Annotated in this window: 19 protein-coding genes; 10 read left to right on the top strand and 9 right to left on the bottom strand. The window is 69.2% G+C overall.

Features of this window, described 5'->3' with window-relative positions; translation table 11 throughout:
- Nucleotides 1–45: 45 nt before the first annotated feature.
- The 4 genes from sufB to xseA form a co-directional block, all read right to left on the bottom strand.
- Nucleotides 46–1,539 (bottom strand): Fe-S cluster assembly protein SufB, encoded by a 1,494-nt coding sequence (sufB, locus tag FOZ74_RS15845; protein WP_146913995.1) that lies wholly within the window; start codon nucleotides 1,537–1,539, stop codon nucleotides 46–48.
- A gap of 314 nt (nucleotides 1,540–1,853) precedes the next feature.
- Nucleotides 1,854–4,088 carry an NADP-dependent isocitrate dehydrogenase gene (locus FOZ74_RS15840; protein WP_146913994.1) on the bottom strand — a complete coding sequence of 745 codons (2,235 nt, stop codon included), beginning with the start codon at nucleotides 4,086–4,088 and terminating at the stop codon, nucleotides 1,854–1,856.
- Nucleotides 4,089–4,292: 204 nt separating this feature from the next.
- Nucleotides 4,293–4,874, bottom strand: coding sequence for a superoxide dismutase (locus FOZ74_RS15835; RefSeq protein ID WP_146913993.1), 582 nt, complete (start codon nucleotides 4,872–4,874; stop codon nucleotides 4,293–4,295).
- Nucleotides 4,875–4,995: 121 nt separating this feature from the next.
- Nucleotides 4,996–6,324, bottom strand: coding sequence for an exodeoxyribonuclease VII large subunit (xseA, locus tag FOZ74_RS15830; RefSeq protein ID WP_146913992.1), 1,329 nt, complete (start codon nucleotides 6,322–6,324; stop codon nucleotides 4,996–4,998).
- A gap of 342 nt (nucleotides 6,325–6,666) precedes the next feature.
- Between xseA and FOZ74_RS15825 the strand changes: the two genes are divergently transcribed.
- From FOZ74_RS15825 to adk, 6 genes are all read left to right on the top strand, one after another.
- The gene (locus FOZ74_RS15825; protein ID WP_146913991.1) at nucleotides 6,667–7,317 is read left to right on the top strand and encodes a MotA/TolQ/ExbB proton channel family protein; all 651 of its coding nucleotides are present in this window, start codon (nucleotides 6,667–6,669) and stop codon (nucleotides 7,315–7,317) included.
- Between the two features lie 12 nt (nucleotides 7,318–7,329).
- On the top strand, nucleotides 7,330–7,758 hold the full coding sequence (locus FOZ74_RS15820; RefSeq protein WP_146913990.1) for an ExbD/TolR family protein: 429 nt from the start codon (nucleotides 7,330–7,332) through the stop codon (nucleotides 7,756–7,758).
- A 4-nt stretch (nucleotides 7,759–7,762) separates the two neighbouring features.
- Nucleotides 7,763–8,785, top strand: a complete 1,023-nt coding sequence (gene lpxK, locus FOZ74_RS15815; protein ID WP_146913989.1) for a tetraacyldisaccharide 4'-kinase — start codon at nucleotides 7,763–7,765, stop codon at nucleotides 8,783–8,785.
- Complete coding sequence (locus FOZ74_RS15810) at nucleotides 8,766–8,954, top strand: Trm112 family protein (protein ID WP_146913988.1); 189 nt, start codon at nucleotides 8,766–8,768, stop codon at nucleotides 8,952–8,954. The genes lpxK and FOZ74_RS15810 overlap by 20 nt, the downstream gene beginning before the upstream one ends.
- The gene (gene kdsB, locus FOZ74_RS15805; RefSeq protein WP_146913987.1) at nucleotides 8,951–9,742 is read left to right on the top strand and encodes a 3-deoxy-manno-octulosonate cytidylyltransferase; all 792 of its coding nucleotides are present in this window, start codon (nucleotides 8,951–8,953) and stop codon (nucleotides 9,740–9,742) included. The genes FOZ74_RS15810 and kdsB overlap by 4 nt, the downstream gene beginning before the upstream one ends.
- 110 nt (nucleotides 9,743–9,852) lie before the next feature.
- Nucleotides 9,853–10,509, top strand: coding sequence for an adenylate kinase (gene adk / locus FOZ74_RS15800; protein ID WP_146913986.1), 657 nt, complete (start codon nucleotides 9,853–9,855; stop codon nucleotides 10,507–10,509).
- Between the two features lie 27 nt (nucleotides 10,510–10,536).
- On the opposite strand, the gene FOZ74_RS15795 is transcribed toward adk, so the two are convergent.
- Nucleotides 10,537–11,487, bottom strand: coding sequence for an asparaginase (locus FOZ74_RS15795; protein WP_146913985.1), 951 nt, complete (start codon nucleotides 11,485–11,487; stop codon nucleotides 10,537–10,539).
- 88 nt (nucleotides 11,488–11,575) lie between these two features.
- On the opposite strand from FOZ74_RS15795, the gene lexA reads away from it, so the two are divergent.
- Complete coding sequence (gene lexA / locus FOZ74_RS15790) at nucleotides 11,576–12,250, top strand: transcriptional repressor LexA (RefSeq protein WP_146913984.1); 675 nt, start codon at nucleotides 11,576–11,578, stop codon at nucleotides 12,248–12,250.
- Nucleotides 12,251–12,382: 132 nt separating this feature from the next.
- Complete coding sequence (locus tag FOZ74_RS15785; RefSeq protein ID WP_146913983.1) at nucleotides 12,383–12,631, top strand: hypothetical protein; 249 nt, start codon at nucleotides 12,383–12,385, stop codon at nucleotides 12,629–12,631.
- Between the two features lie 78 nt (nucleotides 12,632–12,709).
- Here FOZ74_RS15785 and hrpA read toward each other — a convergent pair whose 3' ends face one another.
- A complete protein-coding gene (gene hrpA, locus FOZ74_RS15780) occupies nucleotides 12,710–16,822 on the bottom strand; it encodes an ATP-dependent RNA helicase HrpA (RefSeq protein WP_146913982.1) in 4,113 nt (1,370 codons plus the stop codon).
- A 221-nt stretch (nucleotides 16,823–17,043) separates the two neighbouring features.
- On the opposite strand from hrpA, the gene FOZ74_RS15775 reads away from it, so the two are divergent.
- Both FOZ74_RS15775 and argA read left to right on the top strand, forming a co-directional pair.
- On the top strand, nucleotides 17,044–18,756 hold the full coding sequence (locus FOZ74_RS15775; protein WP_146913981.1) for a hypothetical protein: 1,713 nt from the start codon (nucleotides 17,044–17,046) through the stop codon (nucleotides 18,754–18,756).
- Nucleotides 18,757–18,876: 120 nt separating this feature from the next.
- Nucleotides 18,877–20,223 carry an amino-acid N-acetyltransferase gene (argA, locus tag FOZ74_RS15770; protein ID WP_146913980.1) on the top strand — a complete coding sequence of 449 codons (1,347 nt, stop codon included), beginning with the start codon at nucleotides 18,877–18,879 and terminating at the stop codon, nucleotides 20,221–20,223.
- 28 nt (nucleotides 20,224–20,251) lie between these two features.
- Here the strand turns inward: argA and FOZ74_RS15765 are convergent, their stop codons facing one another.
- The 3 genes from FOZ74_RS15765 to FOZ74_RS15755 all read right to left on the bottom strand — a co-directional run bounded on the left by FOZ74_RS15765 (nucleotide 20,252) and on the right by FOZ74_RS15755 (nucleotide 23,167).
- On the bottom strand, nucleotides 20,252–20,794 hold the full coding sequence (locus FOZ74_RS15765; RefSeq protein ID WP_146913979.1) for a hypothetical protein: 543 nt from the start codon (nucleotides 20,792–20,794) through the stop codon (nucleotides 20,252–20,254).
- Nucleotides 20,795–20,847: 53 nt separating this feature from the next.
- Entirely contained in the window at nucleotides 20,848–21,504 is a 657-nt protein-coding gene (locus tag FOZ74_RS15760) for a thiopurine S-methyltransferase (RefSeq protein ID WP_146913978.1), read from the bottom strand.
- A 121-nt stretch (nucleotides 21,505–21,625) separates the two neighbouring features.
- Nucleotides 21,626–23,167 carry a cryptochrome/photolyase family protein gene (locus FOZ74_RS15755; protein WP_146913977.1) on the bottom strand — a complete coding sequence of 514 codons (1,542 nt, stop codon included), beginning with the start codon at nucleotides 23,165–23,167 and terminating at the stop codon, nucleotides 21,626–21,628.
- Between the last annotated feature and the right edge of the window lie 211 nt (nucleotides 23,168–23,378).

The following is a 23,378-nucleotide window of genomic DNA, read 5'->3' as shown; positions in this document are numbered from 1 at the left end:
TCGATCTTTCCTGAGACAGCGATTCAAAACGGGGCCGGCCGGCGCTCAGCCCACCGAGCCTTCCAGCGACACGGCCAGCAGGGCCTTGGCTTCCAGCGCGAACTCCATGGGCAGCTCTTCGAGCACCGCCTGGCAGAAGCCGCCGACGATGAGCGCGGTGGCCTCTTCGGGGTCTATGCCGCGCTGCTGGCAGTAGAACAGGCGCTCTTCGGAAATGCGCGTGGTGGTGGCCTCGTGCTCCACCACGGCGTCGGGCCGGGCGGTGTCGATGTAGGGAAAGGTGTGCGCGCCGCATTCGGTGCCGATCAGCAGCGAATCGCACTGGGTGTGGTTGCGCGCGCCCTCGGCGCCGGGGTTGATGCGCACCAGCCCGCGGTAGCTGTTTTGCGCATTGCCCGCGCTGATGCCCTTGGAGACGATGCGGCTCTTGGTGTTCTTGCCTAGGTGCACCATCTTGGTGCCGGTGTCGGCCTGCTGGTAGTGGTTGGAGACGGCGATCGAATAGAACTCGCCGCTCGATTCGTCGCCGCGCAGGATCACGCTGGGGTACTTCCAGGTGACGGCCGAGCCGGTTTCGATCTGCGTCCAGGCGATGCGCGAGCGTTTGCCCGCCGCCATGCCGCGCTTGGTCACCAGGTTGTAGATGCCGCCCACGCCGTTTTCGTCGCCGGGATACCAGTTCTGCACCGTCGAATACTTGATGAAGGCGTCGTCGTGCGCGATCAGCTCGACCACCGCCGCGTGCAGCTGGTTTTCGTCGCGTTGGGGGGCGGTGCAGCCTTCGAGGTAGCTCACGTCGCTGCCTTCTTCCGCGATGATCAGCGTGCGCTCGAACTGGCCGGAATTGGCCGCGTTGATGCGGAAGTACGAGGACAGCTCCATCGGGCAGTGCACGCCCTTGGGGATGTAGACGAAGGAGCCGTCGGAAAACACCGCTGAATTGAGCGCCGCGAAGTAGTTGTCGCCCGGCGGCACCACGGTGCCGAGGTATTTCTCGATCAGCTCGGGATGGTGCTCCACCGCGTAGGAAAACGAGCAGAAGATCACGCCCACGTCGGCAAGCTGCTTGCGGAAAGTGGTGCCCACCGAAACCGAGTCGAACACCGCATCGACCGCCACGCCGGCGAGCGCCGCGCGCTCGTGCAGCGGCACGCCGAGCTTTTCGTAGGTCTCCAGCAGCTTGGGGTCCACCTCGTCCAGGCTCTTGGGTTTGTCCTTGGCGGACTTGGGCGCGTTGTAGTAGCTGATGGCCTGGTAGTCGATTTCCGACATCTTCAGGTAGGGCCAGGTGGGCGCTTCCATCTTGAGCCAGCGCTCGTAGGCGGCAAGGCGCCAGTTCAGCAGGAAGGCGGGCTCCTTCTTCTTGCGCGAAATCGCGCGGATAGTGTCTTCGTTCAGGCCGGGCGGCAGGGAGTCGGACTCGATGTCGGTGACAAAGCCGTACTGGTAGCTGCGCTGCAAGGCCTGCGTGAGCGCCGCGTCCTGCGGTTTGTCTTCGGTGGCCACGGGGGTGCCTGCGTTGTCGGCTGATTCAAGCATGTCACTCGCAAGAGGAAGAGAGCGTTAAATATGCATATCATATGCACCTTTAGCGGCGGGGACGCCCTCAGGGTTTTGTTTGGCCGCTATCGGAATGGGGACAAAGCGCGGTGCCAGCGAGGCCCGGGTGCCGGCTTGGCGCGCAGAGCCGAGACCGTCTGCCCGGCGGGGCAAGCGCCGTGCGCAAAGCCCGGGCCTTCGCGCCTGCCTGCCGGCCAGCGCTGACTGGTCAAGGCTGGCACGGCGCCCTGCCCGCCGGCTCTTGCGTCCCCGGGCGGCGCAGCAGCGGCGCTGCACCGCCCGAGAGGGCCATTTTACTTGAGCGCGGCGAGCGCTTCGTTGAGCGTGGCGCTCGGGCGCATCACCGCGTCCAGCTTGGCCACATCGGGCAGGTAGTAGCCGCCGATATCGACCGACTTGCCCTGTACCGCGTTGAGTTCGGCGACGATCCTGGCCTCGTTCTCCGCGAGCTGGCTGGCCAGCGGTGCGAACTTGGCCGCCAGCGCCGCGTCGTCCTTTTGCGCGGCCAGTTCCTGCGCCCAGTACAGCGCCAGATAGAAGTGGCTGCCGCGGTTGTCCAGCTCGCCGGTGCGCCGGCTCGGGCTCTTGTTGTTCTCCAGCAGCTTGCCGGTAGCGGCGTCCAGCGCCTTGGCCAGCACCACGGCGGTCTGGTTCTGGTTCTTGATGCCCAGCTCTTCCAGGCTCACGGCCAGCGCGAGGAATTCACCCAGTGAATCCCAGCGCAGGTGGTTTTCTTCGACCAGCTGCTCCACATGCTTGGGCGCGGAGCCGCCCGCGCCGGTCTCGTACATGCCGCCGCCGGCCAGCATGGGCACGATGGAGAGCATCTTGGCGCTGGTGCCCAGCTCCATGATGGGAAAGAGGTCGGTGAGGTAGTCGCGCAGGATGTTGCCGGTGGCGCTGATGGTGTCCAGACCGCGGATCACGCGCTCCAGCGTATAGCGCATGGCGCGCACCTGGCTCATGATTTCGACCTGCAGGCCGGTGGTGTCGTGCTCGTGCAGGTACATCTTGACCTTGGTGATGAGCTGGTTCTCGTGCGGGCGGTAGGGGTCGAGCCAGAACACCACGGGCGTGTTGGAGTTGCGCGCGCGCGTGACGGCGAGCTTGACCCAGTCGCGGATCGCCGCGTCGGTGGTGCGGCACATGCGCCAGATGTCGCCCTGCTCCACCTGCTGGGACAGCAGCACCTCGCCGCTGGCGTTGTCGGTGATGTTGACGGTGCCGTCTTCGGCGATCTCGAAGGTCTTGTCGTTCGAGCCGTATTCCTCGGCGCCCTGGGCCATCAGGCCGACGTTGGGCACGGTGCCCATGGTGGTCGGGTCGAACGCGCCATGCCATTTGCAGAAGTTGATCATCTCCTGGTAGATGCGCGCGAAGGTGGATTCAGGCATGACGGCCTTGACTTCCTTCAGGCGCCCGTCCGCGCCGTACATCTTGCCGCCGTTTCGGATCATGGCGGGCATGGAGGCATCGACGATCACGTCGTTGGGCGAATGGAAGTTGGTGATGCCCTTGTCCGAATCGACCATGGCGAGCTCGGGGCCGTTGGCGTGGCAGGCGTGCAGGTCGGCGCGGATTTCATCCTGCACGCTCTTGGGCAGCTTGGCGATCTTGTTGTAGAGGTCCACCATGCCGTTGTTCACGTTCACGCCCAGCTCTTCGAGCACCTTGGCGTGTTTGGCGAAGGCCTCCTTGTAGAACACGCGCACGCAGTGGCCGAAGACGATGGGGTGCGAGATCTTGAGCATCGTCGCCTTGACGTGCAGCGAGAACAGCACGCCGGTCTTGCGCGCGTCTTCGATCTGCTCTTCGTAGAACTCCAGCAATGCCTTCTTGCTGAAGAACATGGAGTCGATCACGTCGCGGTCGTTGAGCGCGACCTTGGGCTTGAGCACGATGGCCTTGCCGGCCTTGGTGATGAGCTCCATGCGCACTTCGCGCGCACCGTGCACGGTCATCGAGAGTTCGTCGTTGTAGAAGTCGCCGCGCTTCATGTGCGAGACGTGGGTGCGCGAGGCGGCCGACCATTCGCCCATCTTGTGCGGGTGCTTGCGCGCGTATTCCTTCACGGCCTTGGGAGCGCGGCGGTCGGAATTGCCCTGGCGCAGCACCGGGTTGACGGCGCTGCCGGTGCACCTGTCGTAGCGCGCGCGGATGGCCTTCTCTTCGTCGGTGGCGGGCTTTTCCGGGAAGTCCGGAATCTTGTAGCCCTTGCCCTGCAGTTCCTTGATCGCCGCCTTCAGCTGCGCGACGGTGGCGCTGATGTTGGGCAGCTTGATGATGTTGGCGTCGGGCTGCAGCGTCTTCTTGCCGAGTTCGGCCAGCGTATCGGGCACGCGCTGCCCTTCGGGCAGGCTGTCGTTGAACTGGGCGAGGATGCGGGCGGCCAGCGAGATGTCGCTGCTTTGCATGCGGATGTCGGCCGAGCGGGCAAAAGCCTGCACGATGGGCAGGAAGGAAGCGGTCGCAAGGCGCGGCGCTTCGTCCGTCAGCGTATAGATGATGGATGTCTCTTGTGTGCTCATCGTTCAAATTCTCCAAAGGACAAGGGGCGGGCGGCCCGCGGTGGGACATGGGATCGGTGCCAACGTTTCATGATATCGGAGTCGCCTTTCACTAGGCGAAATCCGCCCGCCCAAGCTGGACAAAAGGCAAGAAAAAAGGTCCCGGGCCATGGGCCGGGGACCTTCAGGGGGCGGCGCCGGGTCCAGCCCGGCGCTGCAGCGTGTTCAGGCGAAATTGCTTTCAGCAAAATCCCAGTTGATCAGGTGATCGAGCACCGTTTCGACGAATTTCGGGCGGGCGTTGCGGTAGTCGATGTAGTAGGCGTGCTCCCACACGTCCACCGTGAGCAGCGGCTTGTCGGCCGTGGTCAGCGGCGTGCCGGCATTGCTGGTGTTGACGATGTCCACGCTGGCGTCGGGCTTCTTCACCAGCCAGGTCCAGCCCGAGCCGAAGTTGCCGCCGGCGCTCTTGAGGAAAGCTTCGCGGAAGGCCGCGCAGCTGCCCCACTTGGCGTCGATCGCCTTGGCCAGGGCGCCGTGCGGCTCGCCGCCGCCGCTGGGCTTCATGCAGTGCCAGAAGAAGGTGTGGTTCCAGACCTGCGCGGCGTTGTTGAAGATGCCGCCGCTCGACTTCTTGATGATCTCCTCGAGCGTCATGTTCTCGAACTCGGTGCCCTCTTGCAGCTTGTTGAGGTTGTTCACGTAGGCGCTGTGGTGCTTGCCATAGTGGTATTCCATGGTCTCCTTGCTGATGTGCGGAGCCAGGGCGTCCAGGGCGTAAGGCAGCTTGGGCAGTTCGTGGTGCATGGTGTGTTCCTTTCCTTCGATTGACGGGTGCATCGGCCGCGCTGGCGCGCGGCACAACAAGGCCATTGTAGGAACTTGCACCCGTTTGCGCCGGTGCGCGCCCGGGCCGGGGGCGCCGCGCTCAGAACAGGCGCGGCGGCTGCACCGTGAGTTCCAGCGCGCCCTCGGCCAGCGCGGCGTGCAGCGCCTGGCCGGTGCGCACCTGGCTGGCGCGCACCACCACCTGGCCGTGCTCGTCGCTCAGCAGCGCATAGCCGCGCGCCAGCACCAGTTGCGGGTCCAGCAGGGTGAGGCGCGTTTGCAGCCCTTGCAGGCCCTCCTGCCGCGACTGCAGGTGGCGCCGCAGGCTGCGGGCAAAGTCCTGCTCGCGCCCTTGCAGGGCCTGCGCCGAGAGCCCGAGCCTGAGCTGCAGCGCATGGCGCAGCTGCTGGCTCCACTGGCCCAGCTGCAGGCCCGCCGCCGCGACGAAGCCCGAGGGGCGCCCGAGCCGCGCGACCGCCCCGTCCAGGCGCTGGTGCTGGCCGTCCAGCCGGCCCAGCACGGCGCCGCGCAGCCGCTCCTCGGCCAGCGCCAGCGCCGCCAGCTCTTCGCTGCGCACCGGCGCCACCAGCTCTGCCGCGGCGGTGGGCGTGGGCGCGCGCAGATCGGCGCAGAAGTCGGCGATCGTGAAATCGGTCTCGTGGCCGACGCCGCAGACCAGCGGCACCGGGCTTTGCACGATGGTGTGCGCGAGCTGTTCGTCGTTGAAGGCCCAGAGATCTTCCATGGAGCCCCCGCCGCGCACCAGCAAGATCGCGTCAAGCGGTGGGCAGTTGCTGGTGTTTTCGGCCGCTTTCCCTTGGCTGGCCTGCGCCAGTAGATACAAATTCGATAGTGCCGTGCACAGGCTGGCCGCCGCCCCCTCGCCCTGCACCTGGGCCGGCGCGAACACCACCGGCAGATGCGGCGCGCGCCGTGCCAGGGTGCTGGCCACGTCGTGCAGCGCCGCTGCGCCGGGCGAGGTCACCAGGCCTATGGCGCGCGGCATGCGCACCAGCGCCCGTTTGCGCGCCGCATCGAACAGGCCCTGGGACTGCAGCCTGGCCTTCAGGCGCAGGAACTGCTCGAACAGCGCGCCCTGCCCCACCGGCTGCAGCTGCTGCACGACGAGCTGCAGGTCGCCGCGTCCCTCGTAGACGTTCAGGCTCGCCTGGGCCTGCACCAGCTGGCCATCGCGCGGCACGAAGTCGAGCTGGCTCGCGGCGCGGCGAAACATGGCGCAGCGCAGCTGGCCGCTGGCGTCCTTGAGCGTGAAATAGCAATGCCCGCTGGCCGCGCGCGAAAAGCCCGCGAGTTCGCCGCGCACCAGCACCGGGTTGAAGCGCGCCTGCAAGGCCTGCGCCACCGCGCGGCACAGCGCGCCAACTTCCCAGATCAGCGGCGCCGCAGCTTGCTCGGAAGGCTCAAACATAAGCGGGACAAGGCTTTGCGCGCGGTCCGCGGGCGCAAACCATCCACAGCGGCGCCGTCAGGCGCGGCCGGCGCGCCAATTCGCAAGTTGTAGCACCGGGGCCATGGACATTCATGCAAGTGGTTGATTCCAAAGGTTTTTTCATTGCACATTTTTTGTGCAATGTGGTCAAAGCGCCTGCCGATGCGCGCTTGCGGCCCTTGTTCCGGTATTTGCCCACAAAGTTATCCACAGCAACGGTGGATGACCGCCGGGTGCTGGCGGCGCTGCGGTGCGCGCGCCGGACGGCCAAGGGGCCTGCGTCATAATCGCCGGCTGACATCCAAACGCGCGGAGTGAGCATTGCTGACGATCATACAAGCCTCGGGTTGGCCGATCTGGCCGCTCATCGCCTGCTCCATCGTGGCCCTGGCGCTCATCATCGAGCGCTTCATTTCGCTGCAGACCAGGCGCGTGGCGCCACCTCGGCTGCTGGATGAAGCCATTGCCGTCACCAGCCGCAGCCTGCCCGCGCCCGACGTGGTCAAGCAGCTGGAACAGAACAGCGCGCTCGGCGAGGTGCTGGCCAGCGGCATCCGCCGGCTGGCGGGCGACCCGCGCAGCTCCGAAGGAGAGCTGCGCGCTGCCATGCAGGACCAGGGCCGTTCGGTGGTGCACCGGCTGGAAAAATACCTCAACGCGCTGGGCACCATCGCCTCGGCCGCGCCGCTGCTGGGCCTGCTGGGCACGGTGGTCGGGATGATCGAGATCTTCGGCGCGCAGGCAGGGAGCGGCGCCGTCGGGCACGTGGCCGGCGGCGGCAACCCGGCGCAGTTGGCGCACGGTATTTCCATGGCGCTGTACAACACGGCCTTCGGCCTGATCATCGCGATTCCGGCGCTGTTCTTCTGGAAGTACTTCCGCAGCCGCGTGGACGCCTACACCCTGCAGCTGGAGCTGGCGGCCGAGCAGTTCGTGCGCCACCTCGGCCAGATTGGCAAGCGCCAGCTGTAAGCGGAGCCGGCAATGAATTTCCGGGCTGGCAGCGCGCGCGAGGAACCGCGCATCGACCTGATTCCCTTCATCGACGTGCTGCTGGTGATCCTGATCTTCCTGATACTCACCACCACCTACAGCCGTTTCACCGAGCTGCAGCTGACCCTGCCGGTGGCCGACACCCAGCAGATGCGCGAGCGCCCGCGCGAGCTGACGGTGGCGGTGGCCGCCGACGGACGCTACGCGGTGAACAAGAGCCCTCTGGAGGGCCGCGGCGTGGGCGAGCTGGCGCAGGCGCTGCAGGCCGCCGCGCCCGCCGGCGGCGACAGCGTGCTGATCATCAGCGCCGACGCCATGGCGCCGCACCAGGCGGTCATCACCGTGATGGAAGCGGCTCGCCGCGTGGGCCTGGCGCAGGTGACCTTCGCCACCCAGTCGTCCGCGGCGCAAGGGCGCTGAGCGCGTGCGCCAGTGTCTGCGCCGCGCCTGGCAGCACAAGGGCGCGCTGGCGCGGCTGCTCTGGCCGCTGTCCCTGCCGTACCGCGCGCTGGTGGCGCTGCGCCGCGCCCTTTATGGGCGCGGCTGGCTGCGGCGCAGCACGCTCGGCGTGCCGGTCATCGTGGTGGGCAACGTGGTGGCGGGCGGCGCGGGCAAGACGCCGGTGGTGATTGCGCTGGTGCGCCACCTGCAGGCCAGGGGCTGGCGCCCGGGCATCGTCTCGCGCGGCCATGGGCGGCGCACGCGCGACTGCCGCGAGGTACTGCCCGCCAGCGCGCCCGCCGACGTCGGCGATGAGCCGCTGCTGCTGGCGCGGCGCACCGCCGTGCCGGTCTTCGTGGCCGCGCGGCGCGCCGATGCGGGGCGCGCGCTGCTGGCCGCGCACCCGGACTGCGACATCCTGGTCTGCGACGACGGCCTGCAGCACCTGGCGCTGGCGCGCACGCTGGACCTGTGCATCTTCAGCGAGAGCGGCGTGGGCAATGGCTGGCTGCTGCCCGCCGGCCCGCTACGCGAACCCTGGCCGCGGCCGGTGGATGCGCTGCTGTGCCACGGCGCTCCCCCCGCGCCGGCCGGCAGCGCCCCGGTATTCACGCTGCGGCGCGCGCTGGCCCCCTGCGCGGTCAATGCCGTGGGCGAGCAGCGGCCCTTGTCCAGCCTGCGCGGCCAGCCCCTGCATGCGCTGGCGGCAGTGGCCGCGCCCGAGGCCTTCTTTGCCATGCTGCGCGAGCGTGGCCTCACCCTCGCAAGCGTCGAGAGCCTGCCCGACCACTTTGCTTTCGATAGCTGGCAGCGCCCGCCACGCAAGGGTTTGGAGCTGATTTGTACCGAAAAAGACGCGGTCAAGCTCTGGCACCTGCACCCCGAGGCCTGGGCGGTGCCCCTGCAGGTCGAGCTGGAGCCGCGTTTCCTCGACTGGCTGGACGCGCGCCTGGCCCCACTATCATCGCCGCAAGCCGGAGGAAGCCATGGACCCGAAACTGCTTGAACTGCTGGTGTGCCCCGTGACCAAGGGGCCGCTGACCTACGACCGCGAGCGTCGGGAGCTCATATCGCACAGCGCGCGCCTGGCCTACCCGGTGCGCGACGGCATCCCCGTCCTGCTCGAGACCGAAGCGCGCACGCTCAGCGACGACGAGCTGGAAAAAAAGCAGTGAGCGCGGCGGCCTTCACCGTCGTCATCCCCGCGCGGCTGGCCTCCAGCCGCCTGCCGCGCAAGCCCCTGGCCGACATCGCCGGCAAGCCCATGGTGGTGCGCGTGGCCGAGCGCGCGCTGCAAAGCGCCGCCGCGCAGGTCTGGGTGGCGGCCGACGCGCCCGAGATCATCGACGCCTGCCAGGCCCACGGCGTGCAGGCGCTGCCCACGCGCGCCGACCACGCCAGCGGCAGCGACCGTCTGGCCGAAGCCTGCGCGCTGCTGGGCCTGCCCGAGGATGCGGTGGTGGTGAACGTGCAGGGCGACGAGCCGCTGATGGCGCCCGGCCTGATCGATGCCGTCGCGGCCCTGATGCACCGCCACACGCACTGCCCCATGGGCACGGCCGCACATCCGATCGCCAGCGCCGCCGACTTTGCCAACCCCAACGTGGTCAAGGTGGTGCTCGATGCCCGGGGCCGCGCCAGCTACTTCAGCCGCGCGCCCATCCCGCATGCACGCGGCGCGCAGCCGGGCGGCGCCTGGTGGCAGGGTGCGGCCGCCGCCGGGCTGGCGCCGCTGCACCACATCGGCATCTACAGCTACCGCGCGGGCTTCGTGCAGACCTTTGCACGCCTGGCGCCCGCGCCCACCGAGCAGCTCGAGCAGCTGGAGCAGCTGCGCGCGCTCTGGCACGGCCATGCGATCGCGGTGCACGTGACCACCACGGCCCCCGGCGCGGGTGTGGATACGCCGCAGGACCTGGAGCGCGTGCGCACCCTGTTTGCCGCCGGCGGCACACCTGCCTGAGAGGGCGCCCTGTAAGCGGGGCGCCAGCGCACGCGTGCTATTCTCAAACGCTGTTCACGCACGGCCTGGCGCGTGCGGCCCGATTTCAAAACTGACGAGAGAGAGTCCCCATGAAATTGATCCTGCTTGGCGCTCCCGGCGCTGGAAAAGGCACGCAGGCTGCCTTCATCTGCAAGCAATTCGGCATCCCGCAGATTTCCACCGGCGACATGCTGCGCGCCGCCGTCAAGGCAGGCACGCCGCTGGGGCTGCAGGCCAAGGCGGTCATGGACGCGGGCCAGCTCGTGAGCGACGACATCATCATCGGCCTGGTCAAGGAGCGCATCGCCGAGCCCGATTGCGCCCAGGGCTTTCTCTTCGACGGCTTTCCGCGCACCATCCCGCAGGCCGACGCGATGAAGGCGGCGGGCGTCAAGCTGGACTACGTGCTGGAGATCGACGTGCCCTTCGAGGCCATCATCGAGCGCATGAGCGGGCGGCGCAGCCACCCGGCGTCCGGGCGCACCTACCACGTGAAGTTCAACCCGCCCAAGGTCCCCGGCAAGGACGACCTGACCGGCGAGCCGCTGGTGCAGCGCGACGACGACCGCGAAGAAACCGTCCAGAAGCGCCTGCAGGTCTACAGCGACCAGACGCGCCCGCTGGTGGACTACTACCGCGACTGGGCCAGCGCCGACCCGGCCAACGCGCCCAGGTACCGTGCCATCAACGGTCTGGGCAGCGTGGACGAGATCACCGCGCGCGCGCTCGAGGCGCTGAGCCACTGACGAAGGGCCGGCGCGCCGTCCGCGCGTTCAGGCTTCCTCCATCAACTCCAGCATCAGGCTGATGCGCGCCTTGACCGGGCTCAGGCCCTCGGCATCGCGCCAGGGCTGACCCGCGGTCGCCGCCATGCGCCCGAGCGGGCAGCGCGCGGCGATGCGCACCCGCACCCCGGCATCCACCGCGCGCAGGAGCGCCGGCCGCAGCGCCTGGTGCAGCGTGCCATTGCCGGTCGCGGCGACGACGATGCCGCGCACCCCGCCCGCCACCATCCAGTCGAGCAGCGCGCCGTCGCAGCCCGCATGGCTGAGGGCGATCTCCACGCGGGGCCAGGGCGTCTGGCCGAAGGCGCGGGCCTGCAGCAAGGCGCCGTGGCGCGGCGTGCCGGCCGCCGGCGGCACCCCGTGCGCCCAGCGCAGCTGCCCGGCCTCCACCCAGCCCAGCGGGCCGCTGTCCAGCGAGGCGAAGGCATCGAGCCGCTGCGGATGCAGCTTGCTCACCTCCCGCGCGCCGTGGACCGTGCCCAGTGCGCACACCAGCACGCCGCGCGCCTGCGGGTGCGCGGCCAGCAGCACCGCGTCCAGCAGGTTCTGCGGCCCGTCTGCCAGCAGCGCAGTGGCCGGGCGCATCGCGCAGGTCAGCACGACGGGCTTGTCCGCGGGCAGCAGCTCGTGCAGCAGCCAGGCGCTCTCTTCCAGCGTGTCCGTGCCATGGGTGACGACGATGCCGGCCACCTGGTCGTCGGCCAGCAGGGCTGCGCAGCGCCGCGCCAGGCGCACCCAGGTGGCGTGGTCCATGTCCTTGCTGTCGAGCTGCGCCAGCTGCTCGGCTTGCAGCGCCATGCCCGCGGCCTGTTGCAGGCCCGGCACCGCCTGCACCAGCGCCTCTACGCCCAGTTGCGCGGCCACGTAAGCATGGCCGCCGGCCGCGCCGGTGCCGGCGATGGTGCCGCCCGTGCCGAGGATCACGATCTTTTTGTCCATGGTGCTTGCAACTTTCTCAAAACTGTCGAAAAATACAGCTACTGTATCGATACACAGTCACTGACCTGTAGCCAATCCGGAGCATTTCATGACCGACCAGCCCAAACTCACCGGCCGCCAGCAGCAGATCCTCGAGCTGGTGGAGCGCGCCATCGCCCAGACCGGCGCGCCGCCCACGCGCGCCGAGATCGCGCAGCAACTGGGCTTCAAGTCGGCCAATGCCGCGGAAGAGCACCTCAAGGCGCTCGCCCGCAAGGGCGTGATCGAACTGCTCAGCGGCACCTCGCGCGGCATCCGGCTGCGCGCCAGCGCGCTGCGCCAGATCCACGCCGAGCGCGGCGTGCAGCTCGGTCTGCCGATGGCGGGGCTGGCCCAGCTCACGCTGCCGCTCATCGGCCGCGTGGCCGCGGGTTCGCCGATTCTCGCGCAGGAGCACGTCGACCAGAGCTACACCATCGAAGGCTCGCTGTTCGCGCACAAGCCGGACTACCTGCTCAAGGTGCGCGGCATGTCCATGCGCGACGCCGGCATCATGGACGGCGATCTGCTGGCGGTGCAGGCCACGCACGAGGCGCGCAGCGGCCAGATCGTCGTCGCGCGCCTGGGCGACGAGGTCACCGTCAAACGCCTGCGCCGCAGCGGCGGCCAGATCGAGCTGCTGCCGGAAAACCCCGACTACCCGGTCATTCGCGTGCATCCGGGCGAGCCGTTCGAAATCGAAGGCCTGGCGGTGGGCCTGATACGCAACACCATGCTGATGTAGGGCATGGCCGGCACGGCCGCAGGTGGCGGGCGTCTGGCCGGGCGCGGCGCACGAGGCGCCGCCCATGGCCAACCCTGGGGCGTGCTTTTTCCATGGCAATCCTGCCTGTGTTCAAACCCGATGGAGTCTCACATGCAGCTTGTTCAACCCACTCAGGCGTCGCTCCCCTTTTTTGCCGCTGCGGCGCGCGACAACGTGATCGTGCTGCGGCCCGCTGCGCGCAAACCCGCCGGCGCGCCGCTGGCCGCCACGGGCCCCATGGCCCACCACCGTCCGCTGCGCCTGGTGGTGCGGCATGCGGACGATGGCTCCTGCCGGCTCATGGCTTCGGGCCGGCTGGCCGACGTCTGCGCCGAGCTCAACCGCCTGGCGCTGGCCTGAGGCACGGCAGGCGCGGGCCGGGGCGCAGCGCGGCAAGGGGCCAGCCAAGGCAGCCACGGGCCGGCCGGCGCCGCTGCTTCAGAACTGCAGCTGGGCCCAGATCTTGTCCAGGCGCTTGCTGCTCGCGGGGTAAGGGGTGCGCAGTTCCTGGGCGAAAAAGCCCACGCGCAGCTCCTGCAGCATCCAGCGGTATTCCTGCATGCGCGCGTCTTCCTGGCCCTTGCGCTCGGCCAACAGGCGCCAGTAGCGCTGCTCCAGCGGCTGCAGCTCGCGCGTCCTGGCTTCGTCGCGCGCGGGGTCGGCGCGCAGCTTGTCCAGGCGCAGCACGATGGCCTTGAGGTAGCGCGGGTAGTGCTGCAGCTGCGTCCACGGGGTTTCCAGCAGGAAGTTCTTGCCCATCAGGATCTGCAGCTGGCGGCCGGTGTCCTGCGTGGCCAGCGGGGCGTTGCGCGTTTCCTTGATCTTGCGCTGGGCCAGTGCGTATTCCTGCAGGACGGCCGCGCACAGGCGCGCCACTTCGTTGGCGATCAGGGTCAGGCGCGCGCGCCCTTCCTGGATGCGCCGGGCAAAGTCCTGCGCGTTCGCCGGCAGCGGCGGCTGCAGGAAGGCGCGCTCCAGCGCCACGTCGATGATCTGCCGCTGCAATTCGTCCTGGGTGCCCAGCGGCATGTAGGCCACGGCCATGCGCTGCAGGTCGGGGATGTTTTTGGCCAGGTACTTGAGCGCGTCCCTGATCTGCAGCGCCACCAGGCGCCGTAGGCCCACGCGGTGGCGCGCGGCGGCCACCTCGGGCTCGTCGAAGACCTCGATGCCCACGCCCTCGCCGCGGTCGATCAGGGCCGGAAAGCCCACCAGGCTCTGGCCGGCGCGCCGGATCTCCAGCAGCTCGGGCAGCTCGCCAAAGGTCCATGCGGTGTAGAGCGCATCGGCGGGCTGGACGGGGGCGATCTCTTTTTCAGGAGCTGCTGGCGCTTGTCTGGCAAGGTTTTCAGACGGTTTTATATATGAAACTGGCTCTGGCTGTGCGCTACCAGCTATCTTCAATGAAGCAAGCGCCTGGAAGGCGCCGCGCGCCTGGCCGCCCCACTGCGCCTTGAGCGTGGCCAGTTGCCGCCCCTGGCCGAGCTGGCGGCCGTGCTCGTCCACCACGCGAAAGTTCATGAACAGGTGCGGGCTGAGCATGTCCAGCTTGAAGTCCGCCATCTTGATGTCCAGCCCGGTTTCCTCGCGCGCCTGCTTGAGCAGCACGTCCAGCAAGCCGCCCTGTTCGCGTCCGCCGCGCGCGAGCAGGAGCTCGGCCAGGCGCCGGGCGTTTTCCGCCAGCGGCACGAAGCGGCTGCGCGGGCGCTGCGGCAGGCTCTTGAGCAGCGCCTGGATCTTGTCCTTGAGCATGCCGGGCACCAGCCACTGCGCGTCGTCTTCGCTCGCCTGGTTCAGGGCGAACAGCGGCAGCGTCAGCGTCACGCCGTCGCGCGCGTCGCCGGGCGCGTGCAGATAGCTTGCGGCGCAGTCCACGCCGCCCAGGCGCACCAGCCTGGGAAAGCGCTCGCTGGTCACGCCCGCAGCTTCATGGCGCATGAGCTCTTCGCGCGTGATGCGCAGCAGCTGCGGCGCAGCCTTGACCGCCTGGCGGAACCATTTGTCGAAGGTGGCGCCGCTGTACACCCCTTCGGGAATGGCCTGGTCGTAGAAGGCGTAGATCAGCTCGTCGTCCACCAGCACGTCCTGGCGGCGGCTCTTGTGCTCGAGCTCCTGCACCTTGTGCACCGCCTTGCGGTTGGCGGCCAGAAACGGCCAGTCGCTCTCCCACTCGCCCTCCACCAGCGCGCGGCGGATGAAGAGCTGGCGCGCCTCGCGCGGGTCCACGCGGCCATAGCTCACGGCCCGGTGGCTGTAGACCACCAGGCCGTAGAGCGTGGCGCGCTCCAGCGCGATCACGTCCTCCTGCTTCTTGCTCCAGTGCGGCTCCAGCAGCTGCTTCTTCAAGAGGTGCGCGCCCACCTCCTCCAGCCACTGCGGCTCGATGGCCGCGATGCCGCGCCCGTACAGGCGCGAGGTCTGCACCTGCTCGGCCGCAACGATCCAGCGCCCGGGCCTTTTGGACAGGTGCGCGCCAGGGTGCGGATGAAACTTGATGCCGTGCGCGCCCAGCCAGGCGTCCGCGTCTTCCGCCTTGAAGCCGATGTTGCCCAGCAGCCCCGCCAGCATGGACAGGTGCACCGACTCATAGCCCGCCGCCTGCGTGTTCAGCGGCCAGCGCTGCTCGCGCACCACGGTGAGCAGCTGGCTGTGGATGTCGCGCCATTCGCGCACGCGGCGCACGTTCAGGTAGTTCTGGCGCAGCAGCTGCTCCCATTGGCGGTTGCTCAGCTTGTGGGTGTCGCCTGGCGGGGAGATGGTTTGGGCGCCCCCCGGGGAAGATTGCTTGTCCGGGGGGCGCTGGCCCCCACCCCTGCCCTCCCCCAGAGGGGGAGGGGGCGAGCTTCCGCTGCTCTGGTCTGCACTCCTTCCCCCTCCGGGGGAAGGTCGCGATGGGGGCCGTCCCCGCTTTCCCACCGGCAGGAACGCCTGGCTGCGCGCATTCGCCGCCGCCACCTGCCCCGCGGCCGCCATCTCCCGGCGCGACTGCGCCACCACCTTGCCTCCGCGCGCATCGTGCAGCCAGTTCCACAGCCGCACGTAGCCGCTGAACTCGCTCTTGTCGTCGTCGAACTTGGCATGCGCCTGGTCCGCCTGCGCCTGGGCCTCCAGCGGGCGGTCGCGCACGTCCTGCACCGACAGCGCGGCGGCTATCACCAGCACCTCGGCCAGCGCGCCCCGGCCGCGCGCCTCCACGATCATGCGGCCCACGCGGGGGTCCAGCGGCAGGCGGGCGAGCTCGCGCCCCATGGGCTGCAGCGCGCCCTGCTCGTCCACCGCGCCCAGCTCCTGCAAGAGCTGGTAGCCGTCGGCAATCGCCCGGCCGGAGGGCGCTTCGAGGAAGGGGAAATTGACCACGTCGCCCAGCCCGAGCGACTTCATGCGCAGGATCACGCCGGCCAGCGACGAGCGCAGGATCTCCGGGTCGGTAAAGCGCTCGCGCTGGTTGAAGTCCGCCTCGTCGTACAGGCGGATGCAGATGCCGTTGGCCACGCGCCCGCAGCGCCCCGCGCGCTGGTTGGCCGCGGCCTGGCTGATGGGCTCGACCAGCAGCTGCTCCACCTTGCTCCTGAAGGAATAGCGCTTGACGCGCGCCGTACCTGCGTCAATCACGTATTTGATGCCCGGCACGGTGAGCGAGGTTTCGGCCACGTTGGTCGCCAGCACGATGCGCCGCCCGCCGTGGTGCTCGAAGATGCGGTCCTGCTCGGCCTGCGACAGGCGCGAAAAGAGCGGCAGCACCTCGGCGCTGCGCAGCGCCGGCAGGTGCTGCAAATGCTTTTTCAGGTGGTCGGCCGCCTCGCGGATTTCACGCTCGCCGGGCAGGAAGACCAGAATGTCGCCGCCCTGCCCGCCGCCTGCCCAAAGCTCATCGACCGCGTCGGCGATCGCGTCGCTCAGGTCGTAGTCTTTTTTCTCTTCCCAGGGGCGCCAGCGCAACTCCACCGGCCAGGTGCGCCCGGAGACCATGATGACCGGTGCCGGCACCCCCCGGGCGTCGGCGAAGTGCCGGGCAAACCGCTCGGCATCGATGGTGGCCGAAGTGACCACCACCTTCAGATCGGGGCGGCGCGGCAGGATCTGCCTGAGGTAGCCGAGCAGAAAATCGATGTTCAGGCTGCGCTCGTGCGCCTCGTCGATGATCAGGGTGTCGTACGCTTGGAGCAGCGGGTCGCCCTGCGTCTCGGCCAGCAGGATGCCGTCGGTCATCAGCTTGACCGAGGCGCCCTTTTGCAGCGTGTCGGAAAAGCGTACCTTGTAGCCCACCACCTCGCCCAGCGGCGTGTTCAGCTCCTGCGCGATGCGCTTGGCCACGCTGCTGGCCGCGATGCGCCTGGGCTGCGTGTGCCCGATCAGCCGGGGCCGCTCGCCCGGGCGGGCGTTCATCGCGCCGCGCCCCAGGGCGAGAGCCATCTTGGGCAGCTGGGTGGTTTTGCCGGAGCCGGTTTCGCCGCAGACGATGACCACCTGGTGGGCGCGCATCGCCTCCATGATGTCCTCGCGGCGGGCAGAGACGGGAAGGGATTCGGGGAAGCGGATGTCTGGCGCCATGAAGCGCCCGATTATCCCAAGCCATGCGCGGCCCCGCCCGGGGCGCCGCGCTCTTCATCGCCGGCGCGGCGCCACCAGCCGCCGGCGCGCGCGTTCCGGGGCGTGAATGCAACGCTGTAACACCTTGACGCCCGCCGGCGCGCAGCCCTTGCCTACGATGCCGCGGCCCGCCTCGCGCCAGCGCTGCGCCCGGGCGCACCACTGCAAGGAGGGAGGACAAGATGCACCAACACCTGTGGCTGGCGCTCATGCTGGCCGTGGCGCTCGTCAGCGGCTGCGGCGGAGGCTCTTCGGGAGAGCCGCCGGCGCCAGGCCCGACCCCGATACCGACCCCGGAGCCCTCCCCCATCCCTCCCGGCGCCGAGCTGTTCGTGCCGCCCGTGGCGCGGGGCGCCGTGGACGTCAGGCTGCACCCTGGCGCCACGGTGCGTGCGGGCAGCAGCGTGCTGCTCGCCTTCGGGCTGCCGTTTCCACGCGGCTTCGTGAGCGACCCTGCGCAGATCCGCGTGACCGACGGCCAGGGTGGCGAGATCGCCTCCGCGGTGCAGGTGCTCGCGCCCTGGCGCAGCCTGGGCACGGCAGCGGGCGATGGCTCGATACGCGCGGCGCTGGTCTACCTCGAATACCGCTTTGCGGACGGCGCCCCGGCCACCATCCAGGTGCACTGGGGCGCGCCGCGCACACGCACCCTGGCCGGGCCGCTGCCGGCACCGGCCGCGCTGTGGGCCCGCATTGCCGACGGGCCTGATCCAAACGAATACCCGGCCGCGGACGACATCCGCGAACCCGCAGTCTATGCGACGCTGCCCCCTGCGTGGCTGGGCCGGGCGCTGCTGCGCGGGCCGGCGCTGCCCGCGGGGCAGAACCCGGCGCTCGCCTGGTGGGACGCGGCCATGCAGGGCTATGGCGATACCGCGGTCAACCGGCTGGCGCCCGGCGTGCCGGCGTCGGCGCAGATTGCCTATGCCCGTGACGCCGAACCCTGGCTGTTCGACCGCGCGATGACGCTGTTCGGCCTGTACGTCCGCACCGGAGAGCTGCGCTGGCTGCGCCACGCCCACCGCGCCGCGCAGTGGTATGCAAGCCGCATCGACGCCGGCGGCATCTTCACGCTCAAGGGCGAAGACGATCTCAAGTACAGCTATGGCGCCTCGCTCCTGACCGATTTGTGGCTGACCGGCGACGCGGCTTTGGCAGCGCCGATACGGCGCATAGGCCAGGCCGGCATCGCCCAGTGGCGCGACAGCTATGCGTCGACGCAGAACTTCTGGACCGAACGCCACCAGGCCTACGCGCTGCGTGCGGCGCTCGCCGCCTACGCGCTTGCGGGCGACCCCGTGCAGGGGGCGCGCGCCCGGGCGCTGGCCGCGCTGACGGTGCGCATGTCGCGCAACGCCGCCCAGTGCCCGCTGCATACCGTGCGCCAGCACGAAGGCGACGATGGCGACAACCGCCTGATGTGCTCGCCCTGGATGGGCGCGCTGCTGTCGGACGCGATGATGGAGTACTACCTGGTCTCCGAAGACCCCGAGGCGCTGCGCTGGATTGCCGGCATGGGCAACTACGTGCGCGACCATGCGCTGTACGACGGCGGCATAGAACACCGCGAACTCGCTGGTCTGAAGATGACCTGGTACATGACCGGAATCGGCGAACACTACGAAGATGGGCAGCGCGGCTGGGGCGACATGGAGCACGCCTGCGACGTCGGCGCGATGACGGCGCGCGCGGCCTGGGCGCAGCGCCAGCTCGGCCAGGACGGCGCCGCCTCGGTGCAGCAGGTGGCAGAGCAGTTGCTGCAGACCTGCCGCTACACCCTCGACTACTGGCACCGCAGCGCGCCCGCGCTGCCCGAATGGCGCCTGAGCCCGCCGCGCAAGTTCAACTGGTGGTTTGGCGGCGCCCTCGGTTACGACTGGTTCCTCGCGTACTAGCGCGCGGCTTCGCACGGCCCGGCACGGCCGGATTCGGCCCGGGCCGCGCATGCCAGCCGCTACACTGCAGCCCGCCCCTGGCGGCCGGCTTGCCGGCGTTTTCCAACCACCGCGCACGCAATGTCCACCGTCTTCAATTTCACCTTCGTCCCCTGGTTCCGCTCGGTTGCGCCCTACATCCACAAGTTTCGCCACCAGACCTTCGTCGTCGGGCTGACCGGCGAGGCGGTGGCCGCGGGCAAGCTGCAGAACATCGTGCAGGACCTGGCGCTGATCCAGGCCATGAGCGTGAAGATCGTGCTGGTGCACGGCTTTCGCCCGCAGGTGAGCGAGCAGCTGCGCCTGAAGGGCCACACCCCGCGCCACCACCGCGGCGTGCGCGTGACCGACCCGATCGCGCTGGACTGCGCCCAGGAAGCCGCGGGCCAGCTGCGCTACGAGATCGAGGCGGCCTTCAGCCAGGGCCTGCCCAACACCCCGATGGCCGACGCGCGCGTGCGCGTGATCTCGGGCAACTTCCTCACCGCGCAGCCGCTCGGCATCGTCGACGGCGTGGATTTCCAGCACACCGGCAAGGTGCGCAAGGTGGATGTGGAGGGCATACAGCGCGCGCTCGAATCGCAGGCGCTGGTGCTGATTTCACCCTTCGGCTTTTCGCCCACGGGCGAGGCCTTCAACCTGAGCATGGAAGAAGTGGCCACGCGCGTGGCCAGCGAGCTGCAGGCCGACAAGCTGCTCTTTCTGACCGAAATTCCCGGCGTGCGCGAGCACCCGCTGCAGGACGCGGGCGAGGCCAACCCGATCGACACCGAGATCACCCTGGCGCGCGCGCGCCGGCTGCTGCAGGAGCTGCCCGAGCCCACCAGCCCGGCCGACCCCGCGTTCTACCTGGAGCGCTGCGTGCAGGCCTGCGAGCACGGCGTGGAGCGCAGCCACATCCTGCCGTTTGCCGTCGACGGCTCGCTGCTGCTGGAAATCTACGTGCACGACGGCATAGGCACCATGGTCATCGACGAGAAGCTCGAAGAACTGCGCGAGGCCACCATCGACGACGTGGGCGGCATCATCCGCCTGATCGAGCCCTTCGAGCGCGACGGCACGCTGGTCAAGCGCAACCGTACCGAGATCGAGCGCGACATCTCCAGCTACCTCGTCATCGAGCACGACGGCGTGATCTTCGGCTGCGCCGCGCTCTACCCCTACCCGGACGAAAAGACCGCGGAGATGGCCGCGCTCACCGTCTCCAGCGACAGCCAGGGTACGGGCGACGGCGAAAAGCTGCTCAAGCGCATAGAGCAGCGCGCGCGCGACATGGGCCTGGCCAGCATCTTCGTGCTGACCACGCGCACCATGCACTGGTTTCTCAAGCGCGGCTTCGTACCGGTGGACCCCGACTGGCTGCCCGAGGCACGCAAGCGCAAGTACAACTGGGACCGCAAGAGCCAGGTGCTGGTCAAGCGCTTCTGAGCGCGCTCCCCGGGCCCTGAGGGGGGCCTCAGCGCAGCAGGTCGAACAATCCCGCGCCGCCGCGCCTGGCCTGCGGCGGAGTGCCGGTGGCGGTGTCCACCGCGTGCAGAAAGGCGCGCATGCCATCGACCGCGTCGCTTTGCGCCTCGCCGGTGCTCACGCTCTCCTGCACCGCCGTGCCGGCGTCGGTGGCCACGCGTACCCAGCCGTCGGGCTTGTAGGCCAGCGCGTCGATCAGCGAGATCGGTACGTCAAAAGCCGTGGCCGGATAGCCCAGATCGGGCGCGGCCTCGTCCGAAGCCACGCGCAGGCGCACCACCTGGCTGCGGCCGAAATGAAAGTCGGCGCTGCTGACCTTGGCCGTCTGGAAGGGCAGCCCTATCACCAGCACCACCACGCCGGCGCGCTGGCTGCTCCAGTGCGCCGACAGCGTCGGGCAGTATGCCTGCTCGCACAGCAGGCTGCGCGGTGCCACCGCCACGGTCTTCGCGCCGTCGGGGGCAATGCTCTGCTGCACCTGAGGCAGCCGGCTGTCGGTGGCCGCGCAGCCCGCGAGCAGCAGCGCCGCCATGCTTGCCGTCCACGCCAGTCTTTGCGGATTTCTCCTCATCTGCTTGCGCCTTTTCAATGTCTTTGCAGTCGATACACCGATGTTGCCATGGCGCTGAGCCCGCGCGCGGCAAAATCGGGGTCCTGGGCCAGCAGGTCGCGCTGCTCCAGGCGGCGCAGCTCCCAGCGGGGCGCATAACGCTGCATCACCTCGGCTTCGGGCACGGAAAATGGCGGGCCCTGCATCTCGTCCTGAGGGTATTGCAGCGTCACCAGCAGCCCGCGGCAGCCGCTGGGCAGGCGCGCCATCAGCTCGTCCACATAGGGCGCGCGCAGTTCGGGCGGCAGCGCGACCAGCGCCGCGCGGTCGTACAGGCCGCTGCAGTCTGCCAGCGCCTGTGCATCGAGCGCAAAGGCGTCGCCGCAGATCAGCTCGATCGGCCCGGCCACGTGGTGGCTGCCGTAGCGCGTGTGCGTGACCTGCGGCGTGAGGCCGTGCTCGCAAAAGAACTGCTTGACCGCCAGCTCGGACAGCTCCACGCCCAGCACGCGCAGGCCCTGGTCCGCGAGCCAGAGCATGTCCAGCGACTTGCCCGCCAGCGGCACGAACACCCGCGCTCCCGAAGCCAGGCCCAGCGCCGGCCAATGCGCCTGCAGCAGCGGCGACACCCGCGCTTGATGAAAGCCGATGCGCCCTTCGCGCCAGCGCTGCAGCCAGAAAGCATGGTCCATCCGTCGTTCTCCCAAAGCGGTTTGCAGTTTAGGCCAGCGCCGTTTGGGCAGGCGCGCCCAGGCAGCGCGCTGGCCCGGCCAAGGGGGCCGGCGTTGCTGGCGGGGCTGCCGCTGGCGCGTTCTACGCGGTCCGCGCAGCCGACGCGGGTGCGCCCGTGCCGCCGGCCAGCAGCGAGAACCGCATCAAGGTGCGCGCCCTGGCACGGGCATGGTCGACGACGGGCAGCGGGTAGTCCACACCCAGGCGCAGCCCGCAGGCCGCGAGGGCCGCGGGCTTCATCGCGGCGGGAAAGTGGATGTGCGCGTCCGGCACGCGCGCCAGCTCGGGCAGGTAGCGGCGGATGAAGGTGCCGTCGGGGTCGAAGCGCTGCGACTGCGTGATCGGGTTGAAGATGCGGAAGTAAGGCTGCGCGTCGCAGCCGGTAGACGCCGCCCACTGCCAGCCGCCGTTGTTGGCCGCCAGGTCGTAGTCGTTCAGGTGCCGGGCAAAAAAGCGCTCACCCCGGCGCCAGTCGATGCCCAGATCCTTGGTCAGGAAACTCGCCACCACCATGCGCAGGCGGTTGTGCATGTAGCCGGTGTGCAGCAGCTGGCGCATGGCGGCATCGACCAGCGGGTAGCCGGTGCGCGCCTCGCACCAGGCCTGCCACAGTGCGGGCGCTTCGTCCCACTGCACGCGGTCGTACTCGGGTTTGAAGGACTGCGTGAGCACCCGCGGGCAGTGCCACAGGATCATGAAGTAGAAGTCGCGCCAGGCCAGCTCCGACAGCCAGGTCTGCGCGCCCGCACAGCCCTGGCTGGCCTGCTGCGCGGCCAAGGCGGCGAGCTGGCGCACCGACACGGTGCCAAAGCGCAGGTGCACCGACAAATAAGACACGCCCCTGCGCCCGGGGTAGTCGCGCGCCCGCTGGTACGCCGCCATGCGCGGCACGAAATCTTGCAGCAGCTTCTGCGCCCCGCCCATGCCCGTGGGCAGGGGCAGCTGGCGCAGGTTGGTAGCGGCAAAACCCAGGTCCGACAGCGCGGGCAGGCGCTCGCCCGCAGGCGGCGGCGCCAGGTGCCGGGCATGGCGATCGACGGGATAGGGCCTGAGCTGGAAGGCGTCCAGCCGCTCCAGCCACGCACGTTGGTAGGGCGTGAACACGCTGTAGGGCCGGCCCTGCCGGGTCAGCACCTCGTCCCGGTCGAGCAGCACCTGGTCCTTGTAGTCGCTGAATGCGATGCCCAGGATGTGCAGGGCCTGGGCCACGTGCTGATCGCGGGCGATGGCCTGGGGCTCGTAGTCGCGGTTGGCCAAAACCTCCTGCACGCCCAGCGCTTGCGCCAGCCGCACGATGCACTCCCGCGCCGGACCATGGCGCACGATCAGCCCTCCGCCGGGCGCGCCGCTTTGCGCGGCCAGTCGCTGCAAACCTTCGTGCAGCTCCAGCACGCTGGCGTGGATGAACTCGACACGGCGGTCTTCGCGCCGATTCCCGTGACCGGGCAGCGCGTCCAGGATGTCGGTGTCGAACACGAAGGCGCAATACACCCGCTCAAAGCGGCGCAGCGCGTGGTACAGGGCGGCATGGTCAGCGCAGCGCAAATCGCGGCGCAGCCAGACCAGGGCGCTGCCTGCCGTGGCGGGCGGCTGGGGTTCAGCGCGACGGGAGGAGGCATTCATTTGGGGGTGGCTCCGAGCGTACAGGCTGCAGAGCATGCATCGCTGCGCCCACGGCTGCCAGCGGCACAGACAAAAAGAGAACTCCGAGCCCACGAAGGCCTGTTCGCCCTGCCCCCTCCGCTCGGGCAAGGCGACCCAGGGCCGACCCATCGCGGCGACCATGCGGGCAAAAACCTGCGCAATGGCGGAACAGGACGGCGCGGCGGATTTG

Origin of the sequence: Comamonas flocculans, assembly GCF_007954405.1 — a bacterium.
In the GTDB taxonomy this organism is placed as follows: Bacteria; Pseudomonadota; Gammaproteobacteria; order Burkholderiales; family Burkholderiaceae_C; genus Comamonas_C; species Comamonas_C flocculans.
Note: the sequence above shows the minus strand (reverse complement) of the source record. Positions and strands in the feature narration are given on the sequence as shown.